20 protein-coding genes and 4 pseudogenes are annotated in these 22,321 nt (G+C 50.0%); 14 read left to right on the forward strand and 10 right to left on the reverse strand.

Features of this window, described 5'->3' with window-relative positions:
- Positions 1-26: 26 nt before the first annotated feature.
- Complete coding sequence (locus ACTHR2_RS04430; protein ID WP_003684681.1) at positions 27-815, reverse strand: inositol monophosphatase family protein; 789 nt, start codon at positions 813-815, stop codon at positions 27-29.
- A gap of 163 nt (positions 816-978) precedes the next feature.
- Here ACTHR2_RS04430 and ACTHR2_RS04435 point away from each other — a divergent pair, with 163 nt between their 5' ends.
- The 4 genes from ACTHR2_RS04435 to ACTHR2_RS04450 all read left to right on the forward strand — a co-directional run bounded on the left by ACTHR2_RS04435 (position 979) and on the right by ACTHR2_RS04450 (position 3,822).
- Positions 979-1,704, forward strand: coding sequence for a 16S rRNA (uracil(1498)-N(3))-methyltransferase (locus ACTHR2_RS04435; protein ID WP_263340246.1), 726 nt, complete (start codon positions 979-981; stop codon positions 1,702-1,704).
- Between the two features lie 83 nt (positions 1,705-1,787).
- A complete protein-coding gene (locus ACTHR2_RS04440; protein ID WP_263340251.1) occupies positions 1,788-2,078 on the forward strand; it encodes a phosphopantetheine-binding protein in 291 nt (96 codons plus the stop codon).
- Complete coding sequence (locus tag ACTHR2_RS04445) at positions 2,075-3,133, forward strand: beta-ketoacyl synthase N-terminal-like domain-containing protein (protein ID WP_263341875.1); 1,059 nt, start codon at positions 2,075-2,077, stop codon at positions 3,131-3,133. The genes ACTHR2_RS04440 and ACTHR2_RS04445 overlap by 4 nt, the downstream gene beginning before the upstream one ends.
- A complete protein-coding gene (locus ACTHR2_RS04450) occupies positions 3,115-3,822 on the forward strand; it encodes a hypothetical protein (RefSeq protein ID WP_440375404.1) in 708 nt (235 codons plus the stop codon). The genes ACTHR2_RS04445 and ACTHR2_RS04450 overlap by 19 nt, the downstream gene beginning before the upstream one ends.
- A gap of 110 nt (positions 3,823-3,932) precedes the next feature.
- On the opposite strand, the gene ACTHR2_RS04455 is transcribed toward ACTHR2_RS04450, so the two are convergent.
- From ACTHR2_RS04455 to cyaY, 3 genes are all read right to left on the reverse strand, one after another.
- Positions 3,933-5,321: a hypothetical protein gene (locus ACTHR2_RS04455; RefSeq protein ID WP_263340257.1), complete on the reverse strand. Its 1,389-nt coding sequence runs from the start codon at positions 5,319-5,321 to the stop codon at positions 3,933-3,935.
- Between the two features lie 184 nt (positions 5,322-5,505).
- Positions 5,506-6,012 (reverse strand): S-ribosylhomocysteine lyase, encoded by a 507-nt coding sequence (gene luxS / locus ACTHR2_RS04460; RefSeq protein WP_263340260.1) that lies wholly within the window; start codon positions 6,010-6,012, stop codon positions 5,506-5,508.
- Positions 6,013-6,065: 53 nt separating this feature from the next.
- The gene (cyaY, locus tag ACTHR2_RS04465; protein WP_003748229.1) at positions 6,066-6,389 is read right to left on the reverse strand and encodes an iron donor protein CyaY; all 324 of its coding nucleotides are present in this window, start codon (positions 6,387-6,389) and stop codon (positions 6,066-6,068) included.
- 50 nt (positions 6,390-6,439) lie between these two features.
- Here cyaY and lptM point away from each other — a divergent pair, with 50 nt between their 5' ends.
- Both lptM and lysA read left to right on the forward strand, forming a co-directional pair.
- Positions 6,440-6,631 (forward strand): LPS translocon maturation chaperone LptM, encoded by a 192-nt coding sequence (lptM, locus tag ACTHR2_RS04470; RefSeq protein ID WP_003684659.1) that lies wholly within the window; start codon positions 6,440-6,442, stop codon positions 6,629-6,631.
- A 17-nt stretch (positions 6,632-6,648) separates the two neighbouring features.
- On the forward strand, positions 6,649-7,869 hold the full coding sequence (gene lysA / locus ACTHR2_RS04475; RefSeq protein ID WP_263340266.1) for a diaminopimelate decarboxylase: 1,221 nt from the start codon (positions 6,649-6,651) through the stop codon (positions 7,867-7,869).
- A 102-nt stretch (positions 7,870-7,971) separates the two neighbouring features.
- Here lysA and ACTHR2_RS04480 read toward each other — a convergent pair whose 3' ends face one another.
- Together ACTHR2_RS04480 and ACTHR2_RS04485 are read right to left on the reverse strand one after the other, a co-directional pair.
- Positions 7,972-8,199 (reverse strand): SlyX family protein, encoded by a 228-nt coding sequence (locus ACTHR2_RS04480; RefSeq protein WP_049348560.1) that lies wholly within the window; start codon positions 8,197-8,199, stop codon positions 7,972-7,974.
- Between the two features lies 1 nt (position 8,200).
- Positions 8,201-9,574, reverse strand: coding sequence for a Na+/H+ antiporter family protein (locus tag ACTHR2_RS04485; RefSeq protein WP_440375405.1), 1,374 nt, complete (start codon positions 9,572-9,574; stop codon positions 8,201-8,203).
- Positions 9,575-9,937: 363 nt separating this feature from the next.
- On the opposite strand from ACTHR2_RS04485, the gene ACTHR2_RS04490 reads away from it, so the two are divergent.
- The 3 genes and pseudogenes from ACTHR2_RS04490 to ACTHR2_RS04500 all read left to right on the forward strand — a co-directional run.
- Positions 9,938-11,257: an MFS transporter gene (locus tag ACTHR2_RS04490; protein WP_440375406.1), complete on the forward strand. Its 1,320-nt coding sequence runs from the start codon at positions 9,938-9,940 to the stop codon at positions 11,255-11,257.
- Positions 11,258-11,574: 317 nt separating this feature from the next.
- A complete protein-coding gene (gene adhE, locus ACTHR2_RS04495; protein WP_070734898.1) occupies positions 11,575-14,190 on the forward strand; it encodes a bifunctional acetaldehyde-CoA/alcohol dehydrogenase in 2,616 nt (871 codons plus the stop codon).
- Positions 14,191-14,315: 125 nt separating this feature from the next.
- Positions 14,316-14,906 (forward strand): annotated as a pseudogene (locus tag ACTHR2_RS04500) (helix-turn-helix domain-containing protein); the annotation flags it as partial.
- A 30-nt stretch (positions 14,907-14,936) separates the two neighbouring features.
- Here the strand turns inward: ACTHR2_RS04500 and ACTHR2_RS04505 are convergent.
- Together ACTHR2_RS04505 and ACTHR2_RS04510 are read right to left on the reverse strand one after the other, a co-directional pair.
- Positions 14,937-15,026: pseudogene (locus tag ACTHR2_RS04505) on the reverse strand (DNA adenine methylase); the annotation flags it as partial.
- Positions 14,999-15,789: pseudogene (locus ACTHR2_RS04510) on the reverse strand (DpnI domain-containing protein). The pseudogenes ACTHR2_RS04510 and ACTHR2_RS04505, both read right to left, overlap by 28 nt.
- A gap of 23 nt (positions 15,790-15,812) precedes the next feature.
- Between ACTHR2_RS04510 and ACTHR2_RS04515 the strand changes: the two are divergent.
- Positions 15,813-15,926, forward strand: a pseudogene (locus ACTHR2_RS04515) (IS5/IS1182 family transposase); the annotation flags it as partial.
- 107 nt (positions 15,927-16,033) lie between these two features.
- Here ACTHR2_RS04515 and leuS read toward each other — a convergent pair.
- Positions 16,034-18,664, reverse strand: coding sequence for a leucine--tRNA ligase (gene leuS, locus ACTHR2_RS04520; RefSeq protein WP_440375407.1), 2,631 nt, complete (start codon positions 18,662-18,664; stop codon positions 16,034-16,036).
- Between the two features lie 268 nt (positions 18,665-18,932).
- Here leuS and dnaJ point away from each other — a divergent pair, with 268 nt between their 5' ends.
- A complete protein-coding gene (dnaJ, locus tag ACTHR2_RS04525) occupies positions 18,933-20,102 on the forward strand; it encodes a molecular chaperone DnaJ (protein ID WP_154953871.1) in 1,170 nt (389 codons plus the stop codon).
- A gap of 65 nt (positions 20,103-20,167) precedes the next feature.
- On the opposite strand, the gene ACTHR2_RS04530 is transcribed toward dnaJ, so the two are convergent.
- Positions 20,168-20,572, reverse strand: coding sequence for a MarR family winged helix-turn-helix transcriptional regulator (locus ACTHR2_RS04530; RefSeq protein ID WP_263341883.1), 405 nt, complete (start codon positions 20,570-20,572; stop codon positions 20,168-20,170).
- Positions 20,573-20,760: 188 nt separating this feature from the next.
- Between ACTHR2_RS04530 and ACTHR2_RS04535 the strand changes: the two genes are divergently transcribed.
- From ACTHR2_RS04535 to ACTHR2_RS04545, 3 genes are read left to right on the forward strand one after another with little or no spacing between them, the layout of a single operon-like run.
- Complete coding sequence (locus ACTHR2_RS04535) at positions 20,761-21,216, forward strand: hypothetical protein (RefSeq protein WP_263340293.1); 456 nt, start codon at positions 20,761-20,763, stop codon at positions 21,214-21,216.
- A gap of 23 nt (positions 21,217-21,239) precedes the next feature.
- Complete coding sequence (locus tag ACTHR2_RS04540; protein WP_263340299.1) at positions 21,240-21,677, forward strand: cytochrome b; 438 nt, start codon at positions 21,240-21,242, stop codon at positions 21,675-21,677.
- A 39-nt stretch (positions 21,678-21,716) separates the two neighbouring features.
- On the forward strand, positions 21,717-22,187 hold the full coding sequence (locus tag ACTHR2_RS04545; RefSeq protein ID WP_263340302.1) for an antibiotic biosynthesis monooxygenase family protein: 471 nt from the start codon (positions 21,717-21,719) through the stop codon (positions 22,185-22,187).
- Positions 22,188-22,321 lie beyond the last annotated feature (134 nt).

The raw sequence follows: 22,321 nt of genomic DNA on the forward strand, positions 1-22,321 counted from the left end.
TGATTTTTTGAAGATAAACGGTATTTTTACTGATTTTCTCGAATCCATTTCACCCATTGTTGAAACAGCTCGGGTTGCAATGCGGCGATGACGGAACGCTTGAATACATGTTCGCCGCTCCAAAAATCGTCGCCTTCCAAAGTGGTCAGGCAGCCGCCGGCTTCTTCAAAAATCAATGCGCCGGCAGCGTAGTCCCACAGCTTTTGTCCGCCGTGGATGTAAATATCGTAGCGGCCGCTGGCAAGGTAGCACCAGTCGAGCGTGCTGCTGCCCATGCTGCGGATTGTGCCGAATGGGGCAAGGGTATTCATGCGGCTGGCGAGTTTGCCCGAACGCAGGTATTTGATTTCCACGCCGGCAATGGATTCGTTGAGTTTTTTGTTTTCGGAACGCAGCGGCAGCGGCGTACCGTTGAGAAATGCGCCTTTGCCGCGTTCGGCGTAGAAACATTCGCCGCTGACCGGATTGTAAATCACGCCCAATTCGGCGTGGCCGTTTTTAACCAGCGCGACGGATACGGCAAAATGCGGCAAACCGTTGACGAAGTTGTTTGTGCCATCGATAGGGTCGACAATCCACAGGCCGTCTGAATGTTCGTTCCACAAACGGGTTTGCTCCTGAACGCTCATCTCCTCGCCCAACATCGGACAATCCTCCAATAAGGGCAGGGCGGCGGCAAAAGCGGTTTGTGCGGCCAAATCTGCTTCACTCAAAACCGAACCGTCTTCCTTGCGTCGTGACGGCGTGTTCAGAAAACGCGGCATGACTTCGGTTTGGGCGATGTGGCGGACGACTTTCTGTAAACGGTATAGCACGGCGTATCCTTGTTTTTTGCAGTTTTGCGTGACAGTGGATTAAAATTCAGGAAGTTTTAAATTATAGTGGATGAAATCGAAATCAGGCGAGTATGTCGCCGTGTTTCAACTTCATTCATGAAATTTTAAATTTAAATTATATACATGAATAAAGCAGGAAACCATGCCCCGATTTTATGTTGATTTTGCCTTAAGCCCCGACAGCGTGGTCGAATTACCCGATAATGTGGTGCGCCATCTGAATGTATTGCGCGTGAAAAATACGGAAGAAATCGTGTTGTTCAACGGCAATGGTAAGTCATATCCGGCTTTGCCCGAAGTTTTGGAAAAACGCCGCGCCAGCGTGCGGATTCTGCGTGAAGAGGCAACGGACAACGAATCTCCGCTGAACATTACATTGGTACAGGCGGTATCCGCCGCCGAGCGCATGGATTTCACTTTGCAGAAAAGCGTGGAATTGGGCGTGGCAGAAATTCGCCCGGTCATCAGCGAACGCTGTGTCGTCCGCTTGAGCGGCGAACGCGCTGAAAAGCGGGTGGCGCGTTGGCAGGAAATCGTCGTTTCGGCGTGTGAACAAAGCGGCCGCAATATTGTGCCGAAGGTTTTGCCGCTGACGACTTATGCACAGGCTCTGCAACAGTTGCCGCAGGAAACGACCAAACTGTTAATGAGCTTGAACCGCGCACAAAAACTGAGCGATGTTCAGCCGCAGTCCGGTAAGGTTGTGTTTATGGTCGGCCCGGAAGGCGGCTGGACGGAGAAGGAAGAGCAGCAGGCATTTGATGCCGGTTTTCAATCCGTTACGCTTGGCAAACGGGTGTTGCGTACCGAAACCGCCTCACTTGCAGCCATCGCCGCCATGCAGACGCTTTGGGGCGATTTTGCATAAAGTTCGGGCCGTCTGAAAACGAGCGTAGCGAGTTTCGCTCAAACAAGCTGTTGCTTCATAAGATAAAAATGGGAGTTTAAAAAATGTCTTACACCTTTACGCTGGCCGAGCACGAGCTGGAAGCGGAATTGAAAAAGTTAATCGTGCAAGAAGCCGACAAGGCCGACGATGTGGATATGGATGATTTCACCGACGATGCGCTTTTGTTTGGTGATGACAGTCCGGTCGGTTTGGATTCGCTTGATGCGCTGCAAATCAGCGTTACCTTGCAACAGTATTTCCAAGTGCGCCTGCAGGGCGACCGGATGGTGCGCAAACATATGATGTGCGTACGCGATTTGGCGGCGTTTATCCGTGCGGAGCATGGCGCGTGAGTTGGGTTTGCGGTACGGCGGCCACTTCTGCCTTGAATCCGCAAACGGATTTCAGACGGCCTGATGCGGTGTCTTATACGTTTTTAAACCAGCCGCAGCAGGCTGCTTATTTTCGTGCATTCGCCGGCGACAGCTTGGGGCGGAAGGAATTTGCGGATATTGCCGAACAACATTTGCGCCGAGCCGCCGAAAATGCAGGCTGGCCGTCTGAAAGCTGGCACGATGCGCCGGTGTTTATCGGGTCTAGTTCCTATTCCATCTCCGAATATGAAAACCGCCATTTTGTGGGCAATAGGGCGGAAGAAGAACACAATCTGCTTTATCTCGCCGAAGATTTGCGCCGGCGCAGCGGCAATCGGCAGATTTTCAGTTTCGCTACTGCCTGCACTTCATCCGCCCATGCGCTCATTCAGGCGGATAACTGCTTGCGCGGCGAGGCGGAGCGTGCCTTTGTGCTTGGGATTGAAAACCTCAACCGACTGACTTTGCTGCATTTTCACAGCTTGGGTTTGCTGACCGAACAGTATCAGCCTTTTGGCGGAAACGGTTTGATTTTAGGCGAAGGTGTTGCCGCGCTTGCCTTATCTTCCGCTGCTCCTGAATCTTCTTCAGCCCGTCTGAAACTTATCGGACACGCCGCCAATACAGGCAATGACCTGATTCAAAGCGATGGCCAAGCGCAGGAGCAAGTGATGCGACGCGCTTTGGATGTTGCAGGCATCGCTCCTGAAAACATTGCAGCCATTAAAACACACGGCATCGGCACGGCTGACAGCGATGCCGCCGAATTGGCCGCACTGGAAAATATATTCGGTACACTGCCGCCCTTGATGGCGTTCAAACCGCAAATCGGACACACGCTTGGCGCAACGGCAGCCCTTGAAACAGCCTTGCTTTTATCCGCTTTAAAACAAGGCGGAAGCAACGATTATCAGGGGCGGGAAATTCGTTTTTCCGAGTGCGCGGCTTCACAAAAAGGCGGCTTTTTCTGTTTGGCCAATCAGTTTGGTTTTGGCGGCAGCAACACATCTTTGGTATGGCAATGGCAACCGTAAATCCTAATATCCGTATTACCGCCGCCGTGCGTTTTGATACTGACGCCGGTACCGGCGGTAAAATCCTCAAACAAACCTTAAAGCAGCAAAGCGGTATAGATACCCGCCGCCTCAGCCGCTTGAGTTTGATTGCCGCGCTTGGTGCATGGCAATTGAAGGAACAAAGCGAAATCCGTTCTGATTGCGCCGTTTTTCTCGGTACGCCGTTTTCTTCGCCATCCGTATTTGAAAAAATGGCAGACAATGTGCTGAACCATCACGCCGCGATGCCGTTTGACTTTATTGCCAACCTGCACAACTCTCCCGTTTTTCACGCCTCTCCCGTTTTTCACGCCGCGCAAGCGTTAGGCACGCATGGTGCAACTTTGGTCGTAGCTGTCGACAACAATGTAGATACTTGCTTTCAGCCATTATTGCTGGCGATACAGTCTTTGCAAAATGGCAGACAAGCTGCGGTTGGTTGGGCATATGAACATCAAGCAGCTCATGCCGATACTCATGAAGGCAGTATCTGGATTGTGCTTGAAGCCGGTGCAGAGCAGGGGGTTTCCGTTGTGTTGAATGATGAAGGTACTCAGACTGATAGGCCGTCTGAAAAGCCGCAATATTATTGGCAAAATATCGCCGATTGGATAGAAGAAGTAATGGCGTACGAGGATAGGGATGTGAAGAAATGTACTTTGGCGTGATTAGCAAATGATTTTAGAGAAAGTATTTGTCTTTTGAATAAATAAGGTTTGCACCATTAAAAAGGCCGTCTGAAAATATTTTCAGACGGCCTTTTTGTATCAAAAACCAATCAACGAGACATCTCACCTTGAATAGCGCGGATATTCGCTTTACGGGCGTTGATGGTACGGGTCAGCTGTTGGATTTTAATCTGATCGCCTTTTTGTTTGGCCGCATTCAGCTGGGTTTGAAGGCGGGTAATGGCAGCCTGTTCATTGCGTACTTCGGTCTGCAATATCTGTTTGCGGGTTTCTTTAGGGCTTGGCTTAGGAACCGGCGTAACCACAGGGGCAGTACGGATAACAGGGGCTTTGTATTTGCTGTATGAAGAACTGCGTGATTTGTTCTGCCGGTTGCGCAGGGTAATATTGATGCGCGGATTGGCAGCTTCGGCTGTGTTGGTCACGCTGGTAATCGGTACATTTGGCAGGATTTTGATATCGCTGTCGCTATTTCCTTTATCCAGCAAAATATCGGCTGCCGGTTTGTATGCTTGTGGGAAAGGTGTTGGGACAGTGGTTTTGCCATGCTCTACCGGAGTGGCAGTTGCCGGCATGCTTGGTTCGGTTGAAGCGGTGGCAATAGGTTTGGCTGCTTGTTCTTCGGATGCGCGGACAACGGCTGTTTTGGTACGGCTGACCTTGGCTTTGCGTCGAGAGGAGGTTTTGGTATAAGTTTTGCCTTTACGCTTAGTCTCGACTTTGGCAGGTGTTTTATCGAGCGCTTCATCCTGAGCTGCTACCGCTTGGTTATTTAGGGTAGTTGAAGTTTGCGGTTGAGCAGTTGAATTTTGAATAATCTCTTGTGGGATTTGGATTGCAGGTACAACAGGTTGAGCAACTGGTGTTTTATTAAGAATAGCAAGGCCGTCTGAAACTGTTTTCGTGGTAGAAGCAGTAGGTTGGGCTTGTGCGGCGAGCATTGGAGGAACAATAGTGTTGTCCTCTTGAACGGCAGTCGTCTGCGTTTGTACGACAGGAGTTGTGTTGTGGACAGCAGCATCGACAACATAGTTTTCAGGTTTTGCAACGGCTGGTGTTTCCAAAACAGGCGTATTGTTGGAAACAATTACGCTGTCTGCAATGGTTTTATTCGCAGGCACAGCTTGTCGAGTTTGTGCCATCGGAATGGAAATAGGTGCGGGAATACCGTATTCATTTCGAGCAACAACGACTGGGGTTTGTACTGCAGGCATTGCATGAGAAGCATGAACGTAGTCAGCGGCAGATGCTTTAAATTCTGTTGTTTGTACCGTTTTTAAAACTGGAGTGTCGCCTGGAATTGCAACGACGCTGTTTTCTGTTACATTGTTTGTTTCAACTATGCGACAGGCGTCATTGATCTGGTATGAAGCATAAACAGTAATGCCTTCAACATTGCAGACATATTCGGCAGCATTAGCGGCGGCGGGGAGGGTCAGACTGAGGGCAATGGCGGTTTTGCAGAAAAACGGTTTCATAAAGGCAATAGAATCAGGTTGTTTGTTCAAAGTGTAATTATACTATGTACACTGTCAGCATCCGCCAACTTATTTTTAGGCGGTGTAAAACTGTGGCTGGAAGGTTGAAAATTGGAATAAAAGGTTTTAGGCCGTCTGAAATTTGTCATATAAAGTTTCAGACGGCCTTTGCTGTCATGGCGGATTAAGCGTTCAACAGACTTTCGTCCAATGTCAGCTCTTCGTTTTTATTGACGGCGACTTTGCGTGCCAAAACGTTTTGGGCGATTTCGTGCGCTTCGGCAAGCGAGTGCATCAGATAAGTACCGCATTGGTATTCGTTCAGCTCGGGGATTTTGCTTTGGTCTTGAACGGTCAAAACATCCTGCATTGAAGCGAGCCATGCATCGGCTACTTTTTGCTCATCGGGCGTACCGATGAGGCTCATGTAGAAACCGGTGCGGCAGCCCATCGGGGAAATGTCGATGATTTCGATGCCGTTGCCGTTTAAGTGGTCGCGCATAAAGCCGGCGAACAAATGCTCCAGCGTGTGAATGCCTTTTTCGGGCAGGATTTCTTTGTTGGGAATGCAGAAGCGCAGGTCAAATACGGTAATGGTGTCGCCTTTGGGCGTCGTCATGGTTTTGGCCACGCGTACGGCAGGGGCGTGCATACGGGTGTGGTCGACTTTGAAACTGTCTAGTAGGGGCATTTGGTGTCCTTTGAGGTAAATAGATTTTTAGCTAGGGATGTTTGGAGACTGAATCACAATTCGGCAATATTGACTGCTTCGCCCGAAGCCGCACTCAGTGCTTCGTTCAAAACATCGTAGAAATCTCGTCCGTCGCGTGTTGCCAGCCATTTGCCGTTTTGCTCGGCGAAATGGTAGCCGCCGCTTTTGGCGGCAATCCACAATTCTTGGTTGGGCGTGTGGCGGTTAACGATGATTTGCGTGCCGTCTTCGGCTTCGATGGTCAGTACGTTTCCGGCAAACTGGCAGTCGAAATCCCAGCCGTTTTCATCGATTTGGTCTTCAATATGTTCAAACAATTCTTCGCTCATGCGGATGAATTCGCTTTCGGTCATCATGGCTTTTTGTGTGGTTTTTGTTTAAGATATCGAATCTTGCCACATTCGTAATGATGAAGAAAGTTTTACTGATGAAATACGGCGTATTTTTTGCAGCGGCAACGGCTCTGCTGCTCTCTGCCTGCGGCTACAAAGGCGACCTCTACCTGCCCAAAGAAGGCGACAAGGCGCGCTTCGGCGTGATTCAAACCGGCTTGAAATTCGATACGGCAAAAGAGCCGACCACTCAAACCAACGATTAAAAAAAGACTTCACAAACATGACCTTATCCTGCGAACAAATCCCTTATTCCCACCTTGCCGAGGAATTCGGCACGCCGCTTTATGTGTACAGCAAATCTGCGCTGACCGAGGCGTTTGAAAACTACCAAACTGCGTTTGCCGCTTTAAATCCGCTTGTCTGCTACGCAGTGAAAGCCAATGGCAACCTGAGCATCATCAAACACTTTGCTTCTTTGGGGAGCGGGTTTGACATTGTGTCCGGCGGCGAGTTGGCGCGCGTTTTGGCGGCCGGCGGCGATGCGGCGAAAACGATTTTTTCTGGTGTGGGCAAGAGTGAGGCAGAAATTGAATTTGCGCTGAATGCAGGCGTGAAATGCTTCAATATGGAAAGCATTCCCGAAATCGACCGTATTCAAAAGGTTGCCGCGCGTTTGGGTAAGGTCGCTCCGGTTTCCCTGCGCGTCAATCCTGATGTCGATGCCAAAACTCATCCTTATATCTCCACCGGTTTGAAAGCCAATAAATTCGGTATTGCCTATGCCGATGCGCTTGAGGCCTATCGTCATGCTTCCCGACAAAGCCATTTGAAAATCGTTGGTATCGACTGCCATATCGGCTCGCAACTGACCGACCTCAGCCCGCTTGTTGAAGCCTGCGAACGTATTTTGGCCTTGGTTGACCAACTGGCAGGCGAAGGCATTGTGTTGGAACACTTGGACTTGGGCGGCGGTGTCGGCATTGTTTATCAAGACGAAAATGTGCCTGATTTGGGCGCGTATGCCCAAGCCGTTCAAAAACTAATCGGCACACGCCGTCTGAAACTGGTCCTCGAGCCAGGCCGTAGTTTGGTTGGCAATGCAGGTGCGTTGTTGACGCGAGTCGAATTCGTAAAACATGGCGAAGAGAAAAACTTTGTGATGGTCGATGCGGCGATGAACGATTTGATGCGTCCGGCGCTTTATGATGCCTATCATCACATCGAAGCGGTCGAAACCAAAGACATTGAGCCTCTGACGGCCAATATCGTCGGCCCGATTTGCGAAACCGGCGACTTCCTCGGCAAAGACCGCACCATCGCCTGCGAAGAAGGGGATTTGCTGCTTATCCGAAGCGCCGGTGCGTATGGTTCAAGCATGGCGAGCAACTACAACACGCGCAACCGTGCGGCGGAAGTATTGGTTGACGGCAACGAATGCAAACTTATCCGCCAACGTGAAACCGTTGAGCAGCAAATGGCTAACGAATTGGCTTGTTTATAAGGTTTGATTGTTTAAAAGGCCGTCTGAAAGCTTGATTGACTTTCAGACGGCCTTTGTTATGAAAGAAAAGGGCATGTATCAAACACGCCCTTTTTTAGTTTATCAATAATGCGGCGGAATCTCGTCGCGCAGGCTGTACGGTTCGCGTTCGCCGTTTGCGCCTTTGTCCTGCATCCGTTGATACAGCAGCCGCAACTGGCCTTGCTGCAAATCCAAAGCCTGCTGCATCTTGGCGATGGTGTCGTTCAGGCTGCCGATTAAATCTTCCTGCAAGGCCGTCTGAATTTCCAGCTCGGTGATGCGGTGTTCCAATTCCTGAATATCGCTCATATTACAGCACCATCGCGGCAATCCAGCCGGCAGCCATCAGCGGGATATTGTAGTGGATAAAGGTCGGGATAACCGAATCGCGGATGTGGTCGTGTTGACCGTCGGCGTTCAGACCCATGGTCGGGCCGAGTGTCGAGTCGGAAGCGGGGGAACCCGCATCTCCCAGCGCGCCTGCTGTGCCGACAATGGCCACGGTAGCCATTGGGGAGAAGCCCAAGCTGATGCACAAAGGCACATAAATCGCAGTAATAATCGGCAAAGTCGAGAAGGACGAACCGATGCCCATGGTCACCAGCAAGCCGACGCACAACATGGTCAATGCGGCCATGCCTTTATTGCCGCCGAACAAAGCCATGCTGCGTTCGACCAAAGGCTGAATGTCGCCGGTCGCGTTCATTACGGCGGCGAAACCTTGTGCCGCAATCATAATAAAGCCGACCATCGCCATCATTTTGATGCCTTCGCCGAAGACATCGCTGGCGGCGGAGCGGTTCATCACGCCTAACATCATAAATACGGCAAAGCCCAACATAGCGCCCAATACCAGAGAACCATCGTACGAAAGCTGAATGGCAAAACACACGGCAATCGCCACGGCCGCCACCAAGCTGCGATAGGTTGAAGGCTCTTGTTGTTGCACTGCCGCACGGTTGTCTTCCGTGTCAGTGGTATTGTTTTGATAAATGCGCGGCTTGCGGTAGTGCAAAAAGGCCAGCAGCAAGCCGGACACCATGCCCAAAGCCGGAATCGCCATTGCGTGCATCACATTGATGCCGCTGGTGTCCATGCCTGCCGAGCGGATATTGCCCAACATGATGTCGTTCAAGAAGATAGCGCCGAAACCGTAAGGCAGGAACATATAAGTCGTTACCAAGCCAAACGTAATCACGCAGGCCACCAAGCGGCGGTCGAGTTTCAAACGGTTGAACACCAACAGCAGCGGCGGAATAATCATCGGGATAAACGCAATATGAATCGGCACAACGTTTTGGCTCATCACGCCCATGCACAAAATAATCGCCAGCAGCAGCCATTTGACCGCACCTTCGCCTTTCTCATTGCCTTCGCCGCCGTTGAGCTTGCGGATAATCACACCGGCGAGCTGTTGCGGCAGGCCGGAATGCGTGATGGCCATGGCAAACGCGCCGAGCATGGCATAAGACAGCGCAATTTGCGCCCCGCCTTTCAGGCCTTCGTTAAAAACAGGAATAATCCCTTGCTGCACCACATCGCCGGCCGTGTTGGTTACATTCTCCAAAGGCATACCGGCCACCAAGCCGCCGACAAACGCGCCGACAGCCAAGCTGAGCACCACATGCACGCGCGATAAAGACAGCACAAGCATAATGATGACCGCAATTACAACCGCATTCATATCGTTCTCCGTTGTTCAGACGGCCTGTTATGTAAAAACAGGCAATCATCTGTTTACATATTACAAATAAACATCATAACCCAAGCATGAAGCCTTTGCAAAAAACGGCAGGCCGTCTGAAAACCAAACCATCGACTTTCAGACGGCCTGAAGAGATTTCTTGTTTCATGTTCCAATAGGGTATGCGGTTTATCACCGAAATTAAGATATTCAAAAATAGTCAAAAATCGCGTGCTTCCTATTCTTTGCATATTGTATAAATGTTAAAATCGACACAATGTCTCGGTTTCAGGTTTGTCACTGAAATTAAAGCATTTATTGCTAAAACCCAATTCAATCATACACAAACAAAGGAAAGAAGTGATGGATATTCTGACGCGGCTGCACAATCTGCCGCCTTCCCGATTTCATTACAAACTTCTGGTTTTGGTCGGCATAGGTTGGCTGTTTGATGCCATGGATACAGGCTTGGTGTCGTTTGTATTGCCGGCTTTGGGCAAAGATTGGGCGCTGGCTCCGGCGCAGTTGGGCTGGATTGTCAGTATTGCCTTTGTCGGCATGGCTCTGGGTGCGGTATTCAGCGGCTGGCTGGCAGACAGGTTCGGACGGAAAACCGTTTTTGCCGGCACGATGGTGGTGTACAGCATTGCCACAGGTTTGTGCGCGCTTGCGCCTGATTTGACGGTTTTGCTGGTGTGCCGCTTTTTTGTCGGCGTCGGTTTGGGCGGCCAACTGCCCGTCGCCGTGTCGCTGGTCAGCGAATATGCGCCGCCGAAAGTACGCGGCCGTTTTATTGTGTTGCTGGAAAGCTTTTGGGGCTTGGGCTGGCTCTCGGCCGCGCTGGTGTCTTATTTCTTTATTCCGCAAACCGGCTGGCACAGCGCGTTTTTATTCGGCGCCTTGCCTCTGTTTTATGTGCCGTTGGTGTTGAAGTTTGTTCCAGAATCCGTGCCTTACCTGCTTTCTCGCGGCAAAACCAACGAGGCGCACCATTTGGTATCCGCGTTGGAAATACAATCGGGCATCACGCCGCCGACAGAAGCCGTTGCCGCACCGGCCGTCCCGCGCGAACGCATCCGCTTCGTCCAACTTTGGCAACATCCGTTTGCACGGCGCACGCTGATGTTGTGGCTGGTTTGGTTCGGCATCGTGTTTTCGTATTACGGCATTTTTACTTGGTTGCCCAAACTGCTGGTCGAGCAGGGCAATACCGTGGTCAAAACCTTTGAATATGTGCTGGTGATGATTGTTGCGCAACTTCCCGGCTATATAGCCGCCGCGGCTTTGGTGGAAAGAGTCGGCCGCAAAGCAACGCTGGCAGGCTTTTTGGCCGCGTGTGCCGTGTGCGCATGGTTTTTCGGACAAAGCACCACTGCGGCCGAAGTCATGGTCTGGGGCAGCCTGATGTCCTTCTTCAACTTGGGCGCATGGGGCGTTTTGTACACCTACACCCCCGAACTTTACCCCTTGCGCTTCCGTGCTTTCGCATCCGGCTGGGCAGGCGCCATCGGCCGCGTCGGCGGCATACTCGCCCCCATGGTAGTAGCGGCGATGGTGGGCAACAGCGGCGGCTTCGGCAATATCTTTATGATGTTTGCGCTGGTTATGCTGCTGATTGTGGCGGTAATCTTGGTATTGGGTGAGGAAACCAAAGGCCGTACGCTGGAAGACATCAGCCAATAAAAGATAGATATGAAAAGGCCGTCTGAAAAATATTTTCAGACGGCCTTTGTTTATTTGAGCTTGTAATTTTAATACATCTTTTTTCTGTTTTTATCTTAATTATTGAGGAAAGCGACCAAAAAAGACCATCTTTGGCTATATAAGGATAAAATCATTATACTTCAATAAATTAAAATGAATAAGTGGTAGAGAGGTCGTCTGAAAAGTTCAATCATGGTTTGTGATGTAGGTCAAAGCAAAATGTAACTAAATTACTTATAGTTATTGTAGTGAAAATTTATTGACTTTATTGCCACCTTTTATTAAGGAGATACACCATGAACGCATCAGCCGACAACGTCGTCAGCCCAGCCGTAGCCGAGGTAAACAGCCTGGTTGACAAGGGTTTACGGGCATTGGACGAGTTTCTTAAGCTCGATCAGGAGCAGATTGACTTCATTGTTGCCAAAGCCTCCATTGCCGCGCTGGACAAACATGGTGTGCTCGCCATGCACGCGGTGGAAGAAACGGGACGCGGCGTGTTTGAAGATAAGGCGACGAAAAACCTGTTTGCCTGCGAAAACGTCGTGCGCCGCCTGCGCGATTTGAAAACCGTGGGTGTCATCAGCGAAAACGATGTAACCGGTATTACTGAAATTGCCGATCCGGTCGGCGTGGTTTGCGGTATTGTGCCGACAACCAATCCGACTTCCACCACCATTTTCAAATCCTTGATTGCGCTGAAAACCCGCAATCCGATTATTTTCTCGTTCCATCCGTCCGCCCAGCAGTGTTCCGCCCATGCCGCGCGTATCGTGCGCGATGCGGCGATTGCGGCCGGTGCGCCGGAAAACTGTATCCAGTGGATTGAAAAGCCGTCTATGGAAGGCACTTCCGCGCTGATGAAGCATCCGGGCGTGGCAACGATTTTGGCGACCGGCGGCAATGCGATGGTAGAAGCCGCGTATTCTTGCGGCAAACCTGCACTCGGTGTCGGAGCGGGCAACGTACCTGCTTATGTTGAAAAAACGGCGGACATCAAACAGGTGGCACACGATATTGTGATGTCGAAATCTTTCGACAACGGCATGGTGTGCGCCAGCGAGCAAGCGGTGATTGCCGATAAAGAGATTTACAAAGAGTTGGCCGAAGAATTCAAATCTTACGGCGTGTACTTTGCCAACAAAAAAGAAAAAGCCATGCTCGAAGAGTTTATCTTCGGCGTAACGGCGAATTGCGCCAGCTGCGGCGGGGCGAAACTCAATTCTGCGGTAGTGGGCAAACCGGCAACATGGATTGCCGAACAGGCCGGGTTTAAAGTGCCTGAGAAAACCAACATCATCATCGCCGAATGCCGCGAAGTCGGCCCGAACGAGCCGCTGACTCGCGAAAAACTTTCACCTGTTTTGGCCATGATTAAGGCGGATTCGACCGAACAAGGTTTGAAGTTCGCCGAAGAAATGGTTGCCTTTGACGGCTTGGGACACTCCGCCGCCATCCATACCGCCGATGAAGAATTGGTCAAAACGTTCGGCTCCCGCGTCAAAGCGCTGCGCGTGATTTGGAATTCGCCTTCCACCTTCGGCGGCATCGGCGATGTGTACAACGCCTTCCTGCCTTCTCTGACCCTCGGTTGCGGCTCTTACGGTAAAAACGCCGTCGGCGGCAACGTCAGCGCAGTCAATCTGTTAAACATCAAAAAAGTAGGCCGTCGGAGAAACAACATGCAATGGTTCAAAGTGCCCGCCAAAATCTATTTTGAACGCGATTCCATCCAATATCTGCAAGACATGAAAGACTGCGAAAAAGTCATGATTGTGACCGACCGTTCGATGGTTGATCTGGGCTTTGTCGATAAAATCACCCACCAACTGCATCAACGCAAAAACAAAGTGACCATCCAGCTGTTTACCGACGTCGAAGCCGATCCGAGCGTCCAAACCGTCTATAAAGGCACGGATTTGATGCGCAGCTTCCAGCCCGACACAATCATCGCACTGGGCGGCGGTTCGCCAATGGACGCGGCCAAAGCCATGTGGCTCTTCTACGAGCAGCCGCAAGTCGATTTTGAAGACTTGGTGCAAAAATTCATGGACATCCGCAAACGCGCCTTCCGCTTCCCTGAATTGGGCCGCAAAGCCAAATTTATCGGCATCCCTACCACATCAGGCACAGGCTCCGAAGTAACACCGTTTACCGTCATCAGCGACGGCGACAAAAAATATCCGATTGCCGACTACTCGCTGACACCGACCATTTCGATTGTCGATCCTGCGTTTACCATGACCGTACCGGCAGGTGTAACCGCCGATACCGGTTTGGACGTACTGACCCACGCCGTAGAAGCATACGTTTCCGTACTGGCGAACGACTTTACAGACGGCCTCGCCCTGCAAGCCATTAAGCTCGTGTTCCAATATCTCGAACGCTCCTACAAACACGGTGCGGCCGATCCTGAAGCGCGCGAGCATATGCACAATGCCTCCACCATCGCAGGCATGGCGTTTGCCAATGCGTTCTTAGGCATCAACCACTCGATGGCACACAAAATCGGCGGCAAATATCACGTTCCGCACGGTCGTGCCAACGCCATCCTGCTGCCGCACGTCATCCGCTACAACGGCACGCGTCCGCAGAAAACCGCCACCTGGCCGAAGTACAACTACTACAAAGCCGATCTGAAATATCAGGAAATCGCCCGTACCTTAGGCCTGCCATGCAGCACACCGGCAGAAGGCGTCGAATCCTTCGCCCGCGCCTGCCATGAGCTGGCAGTCAACGTCGGCATCAAAATGTCGTTGAAAGAGCAGGGCATCGATGAGAAAACCTTCCTCGACGGCAGAAAAGAGCTGGCCATGATGTCTTTTGAAGACCAATGCACCCCGGCCAACCCACGCCTCGCCATGGTGGCCGATATGGAAGAAATCCTGACCAAAGCCTATTACGGCGAATAAAATCGGGCAGATAAAAAGGCCGTCTGAAACCTGAATATAGGGTTTCAGACGGCCTTTTGTATTAGAACTAAAGTTGATACTTATTGTATGTGGAATTTAATTTGCAAACATTAAGAATAGTCATCATGAAATCAGAAATTTTAAAACAATTTGGCAAACATGTTCGTCATTTAAGACAACTACAGGATTTAAGTCAGGAGGCATTGGCTGAAAAAGCGAATATGCACCGGACTTATATCGGAATGATAGAACGTGGAGAGCGTAACCCCGCCCTATTAAATCTTATTCGTTTGACTAGCGCATTAGATATTTCTTTACCTGAACTTTTAAGGATTATGTTAATGACGGAAACTGTGATAATGAATCTAACTGATTCGTATGGTTTTTTTAGAAAAAACGCCGGAAGAACGCTAGGAGATCTAAAACTTGAATATCAAACCAGATTTCCCAAGTTCACCTCTGAAATGAAGATAAATAAAGGCGGAGTAGGGCAGTTTATCGAGAAATTGATAGGACTTAAGAATACAAATGCTTTGACAGATTTTGCTGATGGTGAGCTGAAAACCAATAAAGCAGATAAAGATGGTGCGCCACTAGAGACTATGTTTATCTCGCAGATTTCCAGTAACTTTGATCAGTTAATCAGCGATCAGATAAGCTTTGAAGATAGTTGGATATACCAAAAAATTAAGAATTTGCTATATGTTCCTATCTGTAAAGTCGACAACAATCCTGACCAATGGTACAACCGTTTTCAGAATGGCAGAAGAATAAATATCCCTTGTGAATTCAGTATCATGATTTGAAATCAAAACGCCTTGGGAGTTAGGCGCAATTTATTGATTTTTTGTAAAGTCCGCGACCAATGAATTCGATCATATTTTGATCACGCAAAATTTGCAATTGTTGGCGGATTTTGTCTTTGATATGGTTGTTTTGGGGAAATTGGATGGATAGTTTGTTTTCAAATTCATACATTTGTGACAATGTGAATTCTTCGGGGAGTTGATCGATACATTTCATAATAGCTAAAAGCCAGCCTTTGCGTTCCGTATTTTGGTTGCGTAAAAATAGATTGGATTGCCATTTTTTCAGAACGATTTCGGGTTCGATAATGCGGGAATTGTCTATTAAGAATATTTTGCCGCTTTCAGGTAAAGGTACAAGATTAATGGAACACATGATGTGGTGCGGTCGGTTTTTAATACCTTTATTTCTGGGAATAATCATGTCCGGTGTTATGAAATGTTTAGGTACAAGCACCAATTGCTGTATGGAGTAATCCGCTTTTTTATATGCAAGAAAGAAAAAGTTGGGGTTGGTATCTGACTGGATGCGCTCCAACATGGTGTGATATGCACCGTCAGGTACACTGTTACCTATAGTTTTTTGATTTTTACTCTTTAATTCATATTGCTCGTGACAGTTTGGACAAAAGAGGTCTGCAACAGGTTTGTTATTGGTAAATCTCTGCATTGGCCTGCTTCCGCAACAGGGGCAGTAGCCGTTTTTTTCTAGCCAAGCCTCGCTCATTACACGGATTTTGTGGGTTGCTTTATTTTGTTGCTTTCCCAATTCGGTATCGAAAAATAAATTCATGTTTTGGATTTTGAGATTTAAGTTATAGTGGATTAAATTTAAATCAGGACAAGGCGACGAAGCTGCAGACAGTACAGATAGTACGGCAAGGCGAGGCAAAGCCGTACTGGTTTAAAGTTAATCCACTATATTTGATGTCTGTAATGTAGACAACCCAATCTACCTTAAAAAGGTCGTCTAAAAACCCTGTTTCCAAGTTTTCAGACGACCTTTCCTAATTACAGCAATTAATGCCGAATCAGCTTTACACCACGATGTTCACCAGTCTGCCCGGAACGACGATGATTTTCTTGGCAGGCTTGCCTTCCATGAATTTCACTGCGCCTTCGTTGGCAAGGGCGGCGGCTTCGAGGTCGGCTTTGGATGCGTCGGCGGCGACGGTGATTTTGCCGCGCAGTTTGCCGTTGACTTGAACCATCACTTCGATTTCGGATTTAACCAAGGCGGCTTCATCGACTGTCGGCCAGCCTGCTTCCCACAGTTTCGCGCTATTCAATTCGCTCCACAGGGTTTCGCAGATGTGCGGCACGATGGGCCACAAAAGGCGTACGGCGGTTTCCAATACTTCTTGGGCGACGGCGCGGCCTTGTTCGCCGCCGGTGTCGGTTTTGTCGTATTGGTTGAGCAGTTCCATCACGGCGGCGATGGCGGTGTTGAACTGCTGGCGGCGGCCGTAGTCGTCGCTGACTTTGGTGATGGTGGAATGCAGTTTGTGGCGCAGGTCTTTGAGTTCTTTAGACAAACCGTCTTGGCTGCCTGCGAACGCTTTGACCGCTTCGCCTTGTTTCAGGTATTCGTAAACGGTACGCCACAGACGACGCAGGAAGCGGTGTGCGCCTTCGACGCCGCTGTCGCTCCATTCGAGGGACTGTTCGGGCGGTGCGGCAAACATCATGAACAGGCGGGCGGTGTCCGCGCCGTAGGCGTTAATCAGTTCTTGCGGATCGACGCCGTTGTTTTTGGACTTGGACATTTTTTCCGTGCCGCTGATGACGACTGGCAGTCCGTCTGCTTTCAGAACGGCGGAAACAGGGCGGCCTTTGTCGTCGAAGGTCAGCTCGACATCGGCAGGGTTGATCCAGTCTTTGCCGCCTTTGTCATTTTCTCGGTAGTAAGTTTCGCAGACGACCATGCCTTGCGTGAGCAGGCGTTCGAACGGTTCGTCCACGCTGACCAAACCTTCGTCGCGCATCAGTTTGGTGAAGAAGCGCGCGTACAAGAGGTGCAAAATCGCGTGTTCGATGCCGCCGATGTATTGGTCGACCGCGCCCCAGTATTTCGTGGCTTCTGCCGATACCATGCCTTCTGCGAACTTGGGCGACATGTAGCGGAAGAAATACCAGCTTGATTCCATGAAGGTGTCCATGGTGTCGGTTTCGCGTTTTGCCGCGCCGCCGCAGCATGGGCAGGTGGTTTCGTAAAACTTTGGCATTTTTGCCAGCGGCGAACCCATGCCGTCGGGTACGACGTTTTCAGGCAGGACGACGGGCAGTTGGTCGGCAGGGACGGGAACATCGCCGCATTTTTCGCAATGGATGATAGGAATAGGGCAGCCCCAGTAGCGTTGGCGCGAAATACCCCAGTCGCGCAGGCGGTATTGGGTTTTCGGTTCGCCTGCGTCTTGGCTTTGCAGCTTGGCGGCGATGGCGTCGAAGGCCGTCTGAAAATTCATGCCGTCCAAGTCGCCGCTGTTGACCAATATTCCGTTTTCTTTGTCGCCGTACCATTCTTGCCATTGGTTTGCGTCGAATGCGTTGTCGCCGACGGCAATGACTTGTTTTTTCGGCAGATTGTATTTGGTGGCGAACTCAAAATCGCGTTCGTCGTGCGCCGGAACAGCCATCACTGCGCCGTCGCCGTAGCCCCACAATACATAGTTGGCAATCCACACTTCCAGCCTGTCGCCGTTGAGCGGGTTGACGACGTAGCGGCCGGTCGGCACGCCTTTTTTCTCCATCGTCGCCATATCGGCTTCGGCAACCGAGCCGGCTTTGCATTCGGCGATAAATGCCTGCAATTCAGGTTTGTCGGCGGCTGCGGCGGTTGCCAGCGGATGCTCGGCGGCAACGGCAACATAAGTTGCGCCCATCAGCGTGTCGGGACGGGTGGTATAAACTTGCAGGAATTTCGCGTAATCGCCTTCCAAACCGTGTTTGCTGTCGTCTGAAACGGCGAAGCGCACGGTCATACCGCGAGATTTGCCGATCCAGTTGCGCTGCATGGTTTTGACTTGTTCCGGCCAGTGTTCCAGCTTGTCCAAGTCGTTGAGCAGTTCTTCGGCGTAATCCGTGATTTTGAAGTAATACATCGGGATTTCGCGTTTTTCGATCAACGCGCCCGAACGCCAGCCGCGCCCGTCGATGACTTGCTCGTTGGCAAGCACGGTTTGGTCGACGGGGTCCCAGTTTACCGTGCCGTTTTTGCGGTAGACGATGCCTTTTTCAAACAGCTTGGTAAACAGCCATTGTTCCCAGCGGTAGTATTCGGGTTTGCAGGTGGCGACTTCGCGCTCCCAGTCAATCGCAAAACCCAGGCTTTTGAGCTGGGTTTTCATGTATTCGATGTTGTCGTAAGTCCATGCGGCAGGGGCGACGTTGTTTTTCATCGCCGCATTTTCCGCCGGCATACCGAACGCGTCCCAACCCATAGGCTGCATGACGTTGAAGCCGTTTAAGAGTTTGAAGCGGCTCAATACGTCGCCGATGGTGTAGTTGCGTACATGCCCCATGTGCAGCTTGCCGCTGGGGTAGGGGAACATGGAGAGGCAGTAGTATTTGGGTTTGGAAGCGTCTTCGGAGACGTTGAAAATACGGGCGTCATCCCATTTTTTCTGCGCCGCAGGCTCAATGGCGGCGGGTTGATATTGTTCTTGCATGATGTTTCGCTTTGTACAAAAGGCGTTGGAAAATAAAATCAAACGCAGATTATAGCGGATTCAGAAGCGGATTGCTTGTATCGTAACATCATGTCAAACCGCTTTGGCATTGTTGTTTCCCGTTTGTTTTTATATGGAGGAATGCAAACAATCAAAAGGCCGTCTGAAAACAGGGTTTCAGACGGCCTTAAAAATATCGACTTGAGTTTTTTACCTTCCGCCCACATATTCCACCCAGTTTGAATTCATTCTTAACACTATCAAAATTATGAGCAATAAAGATTATTACGAAACCCTTGGTGTTGCCCGCAGCGCTAGCGACGATGAAATCAAAAAAGCCTACCGCAAGCTGGCAATGAAATACCATCCCGACCGCAACCCTGACAACAAAGAAGCGGAAGAAAAATTTAAAGAAGTCCAAAAAGCTTACGACACCTTGTCTGACAAGGAAAAACGTACCATGTACGACCAATACGGCCATGCTGCGTTCGAACAGGGCGCAGGTGCGGGCGGATTCGGTGGCTTTGGCGGTTTTGGCGGCCAAGGCGGATTCGGTGGTGCGCAAGGCTTCGATTTTTCCGATATTTTCAGCCAAATGTTCGGCGGTGGCGGCAGCGCAGGCGGCCGTCAGCCGGATTACAGCGGTGCGGACTTGCAGGTCGGCATAGAGATTTCGCTTGAAGAAGCCGCCAAAGGCGTGAAAAAACGCATCAACATTCCGACTTACGAAGAATGTGATGTCTGCCACGGCTCAGGTGCCAAACCGGGCACATCCGCATCGACTTGTTCGACCTGTCACGGCTCAGGTACGGTGCACGTCCGCCAAGCCATTTTCCAAATGCAGCAGACTTGTCCGACTTGTCACGGTACAGGCAAAGAAATCAAAGATCCTTGCGTCAAATGCCGTGGCGAAGGCCGCACCAAAACCAGCAAAACGGTTGAAGTCAACATTCCGGCAGGCATCGACGACGGTCAACGTATCCGCTTGAGTGGTGAGGGCGAGCCGGGTCAACACGGCGCACCGGCAGGCGATTTGTACGTCAATGTCCGCGTAAGACAGCACAAAATCTTCGAGCGCAACGGCTTGGACCTGCATTGCGAACTGCCGATCAGCTTTGCCATTGCCGCATTGGGTGGCGAAGTCGAAGTGCCGACTTTGGACGGTAAAGTCAAACTGCACATTCCGAAAGAAACGCAAACCGGCCGCCGCATGCGCGTGAAAGGCAAAGGCATCAAGTCTCTGCGTTCCAGCTCGACCGGCGATTTGTACTGCCACATTTTGGTTGAAACTCCGGTCAACCTGACCGATCGTCAGAAAGAGCTGTTGGAAGAATTTGAAAAAATCTCCTCCGGCCTCAATCTCAGCCAAACCCCGCGCAAAAAATCGTTTTGGGAAAAAGTAGGCGAAAAAGTAGGCGATTTGTTCTCCGATAATTAATCGCTGTGAAAAAGGCCGTCTGAAACCTGTTTACATTGGGTTTCAGACGGCCTTTTTTATATTTTTCAGACTTTTATCATCTTTTGTTGCTTCAATATAATTTTCTGTGCCATTTCCAAAAACAGTTTCTGCTCGTCTGCCGACAGATCCGCCAAGGATTCTTGGTTGATGGCTTTGGCAATTTCGGTGGAGCTTGATTGTAAAGTACGCGCGTGTTCTGTCAGCATAATCAAACGGCTGCGTGCATCTTCAGGATTAGGCTCCCGTGTAATCAATCCGTCTCGCTCCATCCGTGCCAGAGTGTTGGCAATCGTTGCCTGCTTCAAATCGGCACGCTCAACTAATTCCTGTTGGCTCAAGCCGTCTTTATTCCATAGCTCGATCAAAATTGGAAATTGTGCAGGCGCAATCCCCAGTGGTTTTAAGCCTTCGCTCAATAAAATGGCAAATTGGCGGGCAATATGGTTCATCAAATAGCCGGCTGATTGGTCTTTGAATGAGTCGTTCACTTTGTTTCCTTTAAAATCAGATTGTTGCGGATTATATCACAAATATAGCTTGCTATCTTAATCCATAGCACGCTATACTTATTTCAACTAGATAGCTTGCTATTTAAATGCTTTCAGACGACCTCTCTTAAATGTTCAAGGAAACCATAATGAACCGCAATACTTTACGCAAAATCCACGCCGCCGCAGGGGTGGGCGCATTTTTATTCATCGCTTCGTTTTGGAGCAGCACCGTGTTCAGCGAACTCTTCGGCTCGCACGAAACCGTCGCCACCGTGAAGCAAATCATTGTTTATGCGCTGTTCGGGTTGATTGCCTGCATGGCAACCGCAGGCGCAACAGGCATGAAAATGGGCGGCAAAAGCAAACACGCCGCGATTGCCGCCAAACGCCACCGTATGCCCTTTATCGCCGCCAACGGAGTATTGATTTTGCTGCCTTGCGCGTTTTTCTTAAACAGCCGCGCCGCCGCAGGACAGTTTGACAGCGTGTTTTACATCGTCCAAAGCATAGAACTGATTGCAGGCACGGCGAATCTGACGCTGTTGGGACTGAGCATGAAAGACGGATTTTCTATCCGTAAACCCAAATTGAAATCCATTTAATTGTTAATTTAAGAGAAAACATCATGAAACCTGATACTCCGCAACGTTACGGCATTACAACCCGCTTTCTGCATTGGACTATGGCGGCCTGCTATCTGTTTATGTTTGCAACCGCCATTGCTTGGAATATGGATGAAAGTCTGAAGTTTTTGACTAATCCTCATAAGGCGGTTGGCTTTCTTCTGCTGATATTGTCTGCTTGGCGTGTGATGCGGGCAATCCGCCAGTCCAGCAATCGACCGGTTGGCAGTATGGCTGCCAAATTTGGACATTGGGCAATGTATCTCCTGATGCTTGCCGTTCCAGTCACAGGTGTTATGAGACAAATTACTCAGGAAGGACAGATTCACGGAGCACTGGCATTTTCGTTGCTGTTCTTGTCTCTGGGACATATCGGTATGGTCGTTTACCACTACATCAAAGGCGAATCCGTAATGCCCCGAATGTTCGGAAGAGCTTAAATATCTCACATCAATTTAAACCTATAAGGAGCTATCCATATGAATATCCGTAAAAAAACAGCTCTGATTGCCGCTGCCGCCACTGCCTTTGTCGCTGTCGGTTGTACTGCAAATGCCAAACAGTGGCAGGAAAAATGTGAAGCCTTTCAAAACAGTGTTGTCCTCATTAATACTTTTGAAGTGCCGCAGGGTAAAGAAGCCGAAGCTTTGGCTTCTTGGCAAAAAGCGCGTGATTTTTTGAAAACCCAGCCGGGCTATATAGCTACGCGCCTGCACCAAAATATAGATCCAAACGGTAAATATCATTTGGTCAACGTAGCCCGTTGGCGCAATATGGAAGATTTTAAAGCCGCTACTGCCAAGATGCGTCAGGCCCTGCCGGATAATATGCCTGAAGGGGTTACAGCCAGCCCGGGTTTGTTTAAAGTGATTGAAAACGATATGCCGCATGGTTTTGGCGGATATAATGGCAAAGGATTCGGCCGTAAATTTGAAGTATGCGGCAAGTAATCGCAGGCCGTCTGAAACCTGCTTGAATGAGGTTTCAGATGGCCTTTTGTTTTTCTTTTTGTTGCTTCAGGCTATGGTTTGCCTTACAATTCGCGCTTCACTCTTACGGGAGTAGCCATTCGGCGCAATGCCGA

Source organism: Neisseria sp. P0006.S004 (genome assembly GCF_051963015.1).
Taxonomy (GTDB): domain Bacteria; phylum Pseudomonadota; class Gammaproteobacteria; order Burkholderiales; family Neisseriaceae; genus Neisseria.

What these genes read in the sequence shown, in the direction of transcription:
- lptM (WP_003684659.1), top strand. Translation starts at nt 6,440, where the DNA reads ATGATGAAGAAAGTTTTACTGATGAAATACGGCGTATTTTTTGCAGCG.
- ACTHR2_RS04545 (WP_263340302.1), top strand. Translation starts at nt 21,717, where the DNA reads ATGAATATCCGTAAAAAAACAGCTCTGATTGCCGCTGCCGCCACTGCC.
- ACTHR2_RS04435 (WP_263340246.1), top strand. Translation starts at nt 979, where the DNA reads ATGCCCCGATTTTATGTTGATTTTGCCTTAAGCCCCGACAGCGTGGTC.
- dnaJ (WP_154953871.1), top strand. Translation starts at nt 18,933, where the DNA reads ATGAGCAATAAAGATTATTACGAAACCCTTGGTGTTGCCCGCAGCGCT.
- ACTHR2_RS04455 (WP_263340257.1), bottom strand. Translation starts at nt 5,321, where the DNA reads ATGAAACCGTTTTTCTGCAAAACCGCCATTGCCCTCAGTCTGACCCTC.
- ACTHR2_RS04450 (WP_440375404.1), top strand. Translation starts at nt 3,115, where the DNA reads ATGGCAATGGCAACCGTAAATCCTAATATCCGTATTACCGCCGCCGTG.
- luxS (WP_263340260.1), bottom strand. Translation starts at nt 6,012, where the DNA reads ATGCCCCTACTAGACAGTTTCAAAGTCGACCACACCCGTATGCACGCC.
- lysA (WP_263340266.1), top strand. Translation starts at nt 6,649, where the DNA reads ATGACCTTATCCTGCGAACAAATCCCTTATTCCCACCTTGCCGAGGAA.
- ACTHR2_RS04535 (WP_263340293.1), top strand. Translation starts at nt 20,761, where the DNA reads ATGAACCGCAATACTTTACGCAAAATCCACGCCGCCGCAGGGGTGGGC.
- leuS (WP_440375407.1), bottom strand. Translation starts at nt 18,664, where the DNA reads ATGCAAGAACAATATCAACCCGCCGCCATTGAGCCTGCGGCGCAGAAA.
- ACTHR2_RS04440 (WP_263340251.1), top strand. Translation starts at nt 1,788, where the DNA reads ATGTCTTACACCTTTACGCTGGCCGAGCACGAGCTGGAAGCGGAATTG.
- adhE (WP_070734898.1), top strand. Translation starts at nt 11,575, where the DNA reads ATGAACGCATCAGCCGACAACGTCGTCAGCCCAGCCGTAGCCGAGGTA.
- ACTHR2_RS04530 (WP_263341883.1), bottom strand. Translation starts at nt 20,572, where the DNA reads ATGAACCATATTGCCCGCCAATTTGCCATTTTATTGAGCGAAGGCTTA.
- ACTHR2_RS04490 (WP_440375406.1), top strand. Translation starts at nt 9,938, where the DNA reads ATGGATATTCTGACGCGGCTGCACAATCTGCCGCCTTCCCGATTTCAT.
- ACTHR2_RS04540 (WP_263340299.1), top strand. Translation starts at nt 21,240, where the DNA reads ATGAAACCTGATACTCCGCAACGTTACGGCATTACAACCCGCTTTCTG.
- ACTHR2_RS04480 (WP_049348560.1), bottom strand. Translation starts at nt 8,199, where the DNA reads ATGAGCGATATTCAGGAATTGGAACACCGCATCACCGAGCTGGAAATT.
- cyaY (WP_003748229.1), bottom strand. Translation starts at nt 6,389, where the DNA reads ATGATGACCGAAAGCGAATTCATCCGCATGAGCGAAGAATTGTTTGAA.
- ACTHR2_RS04485 (WP_440375405.1), bottom strand. Translation starts at nt 9,574, where the DNA reads ATGAATGCGGTTGTAATTGCGGTCATCATTATGCTTGTGCTGTCTTTA.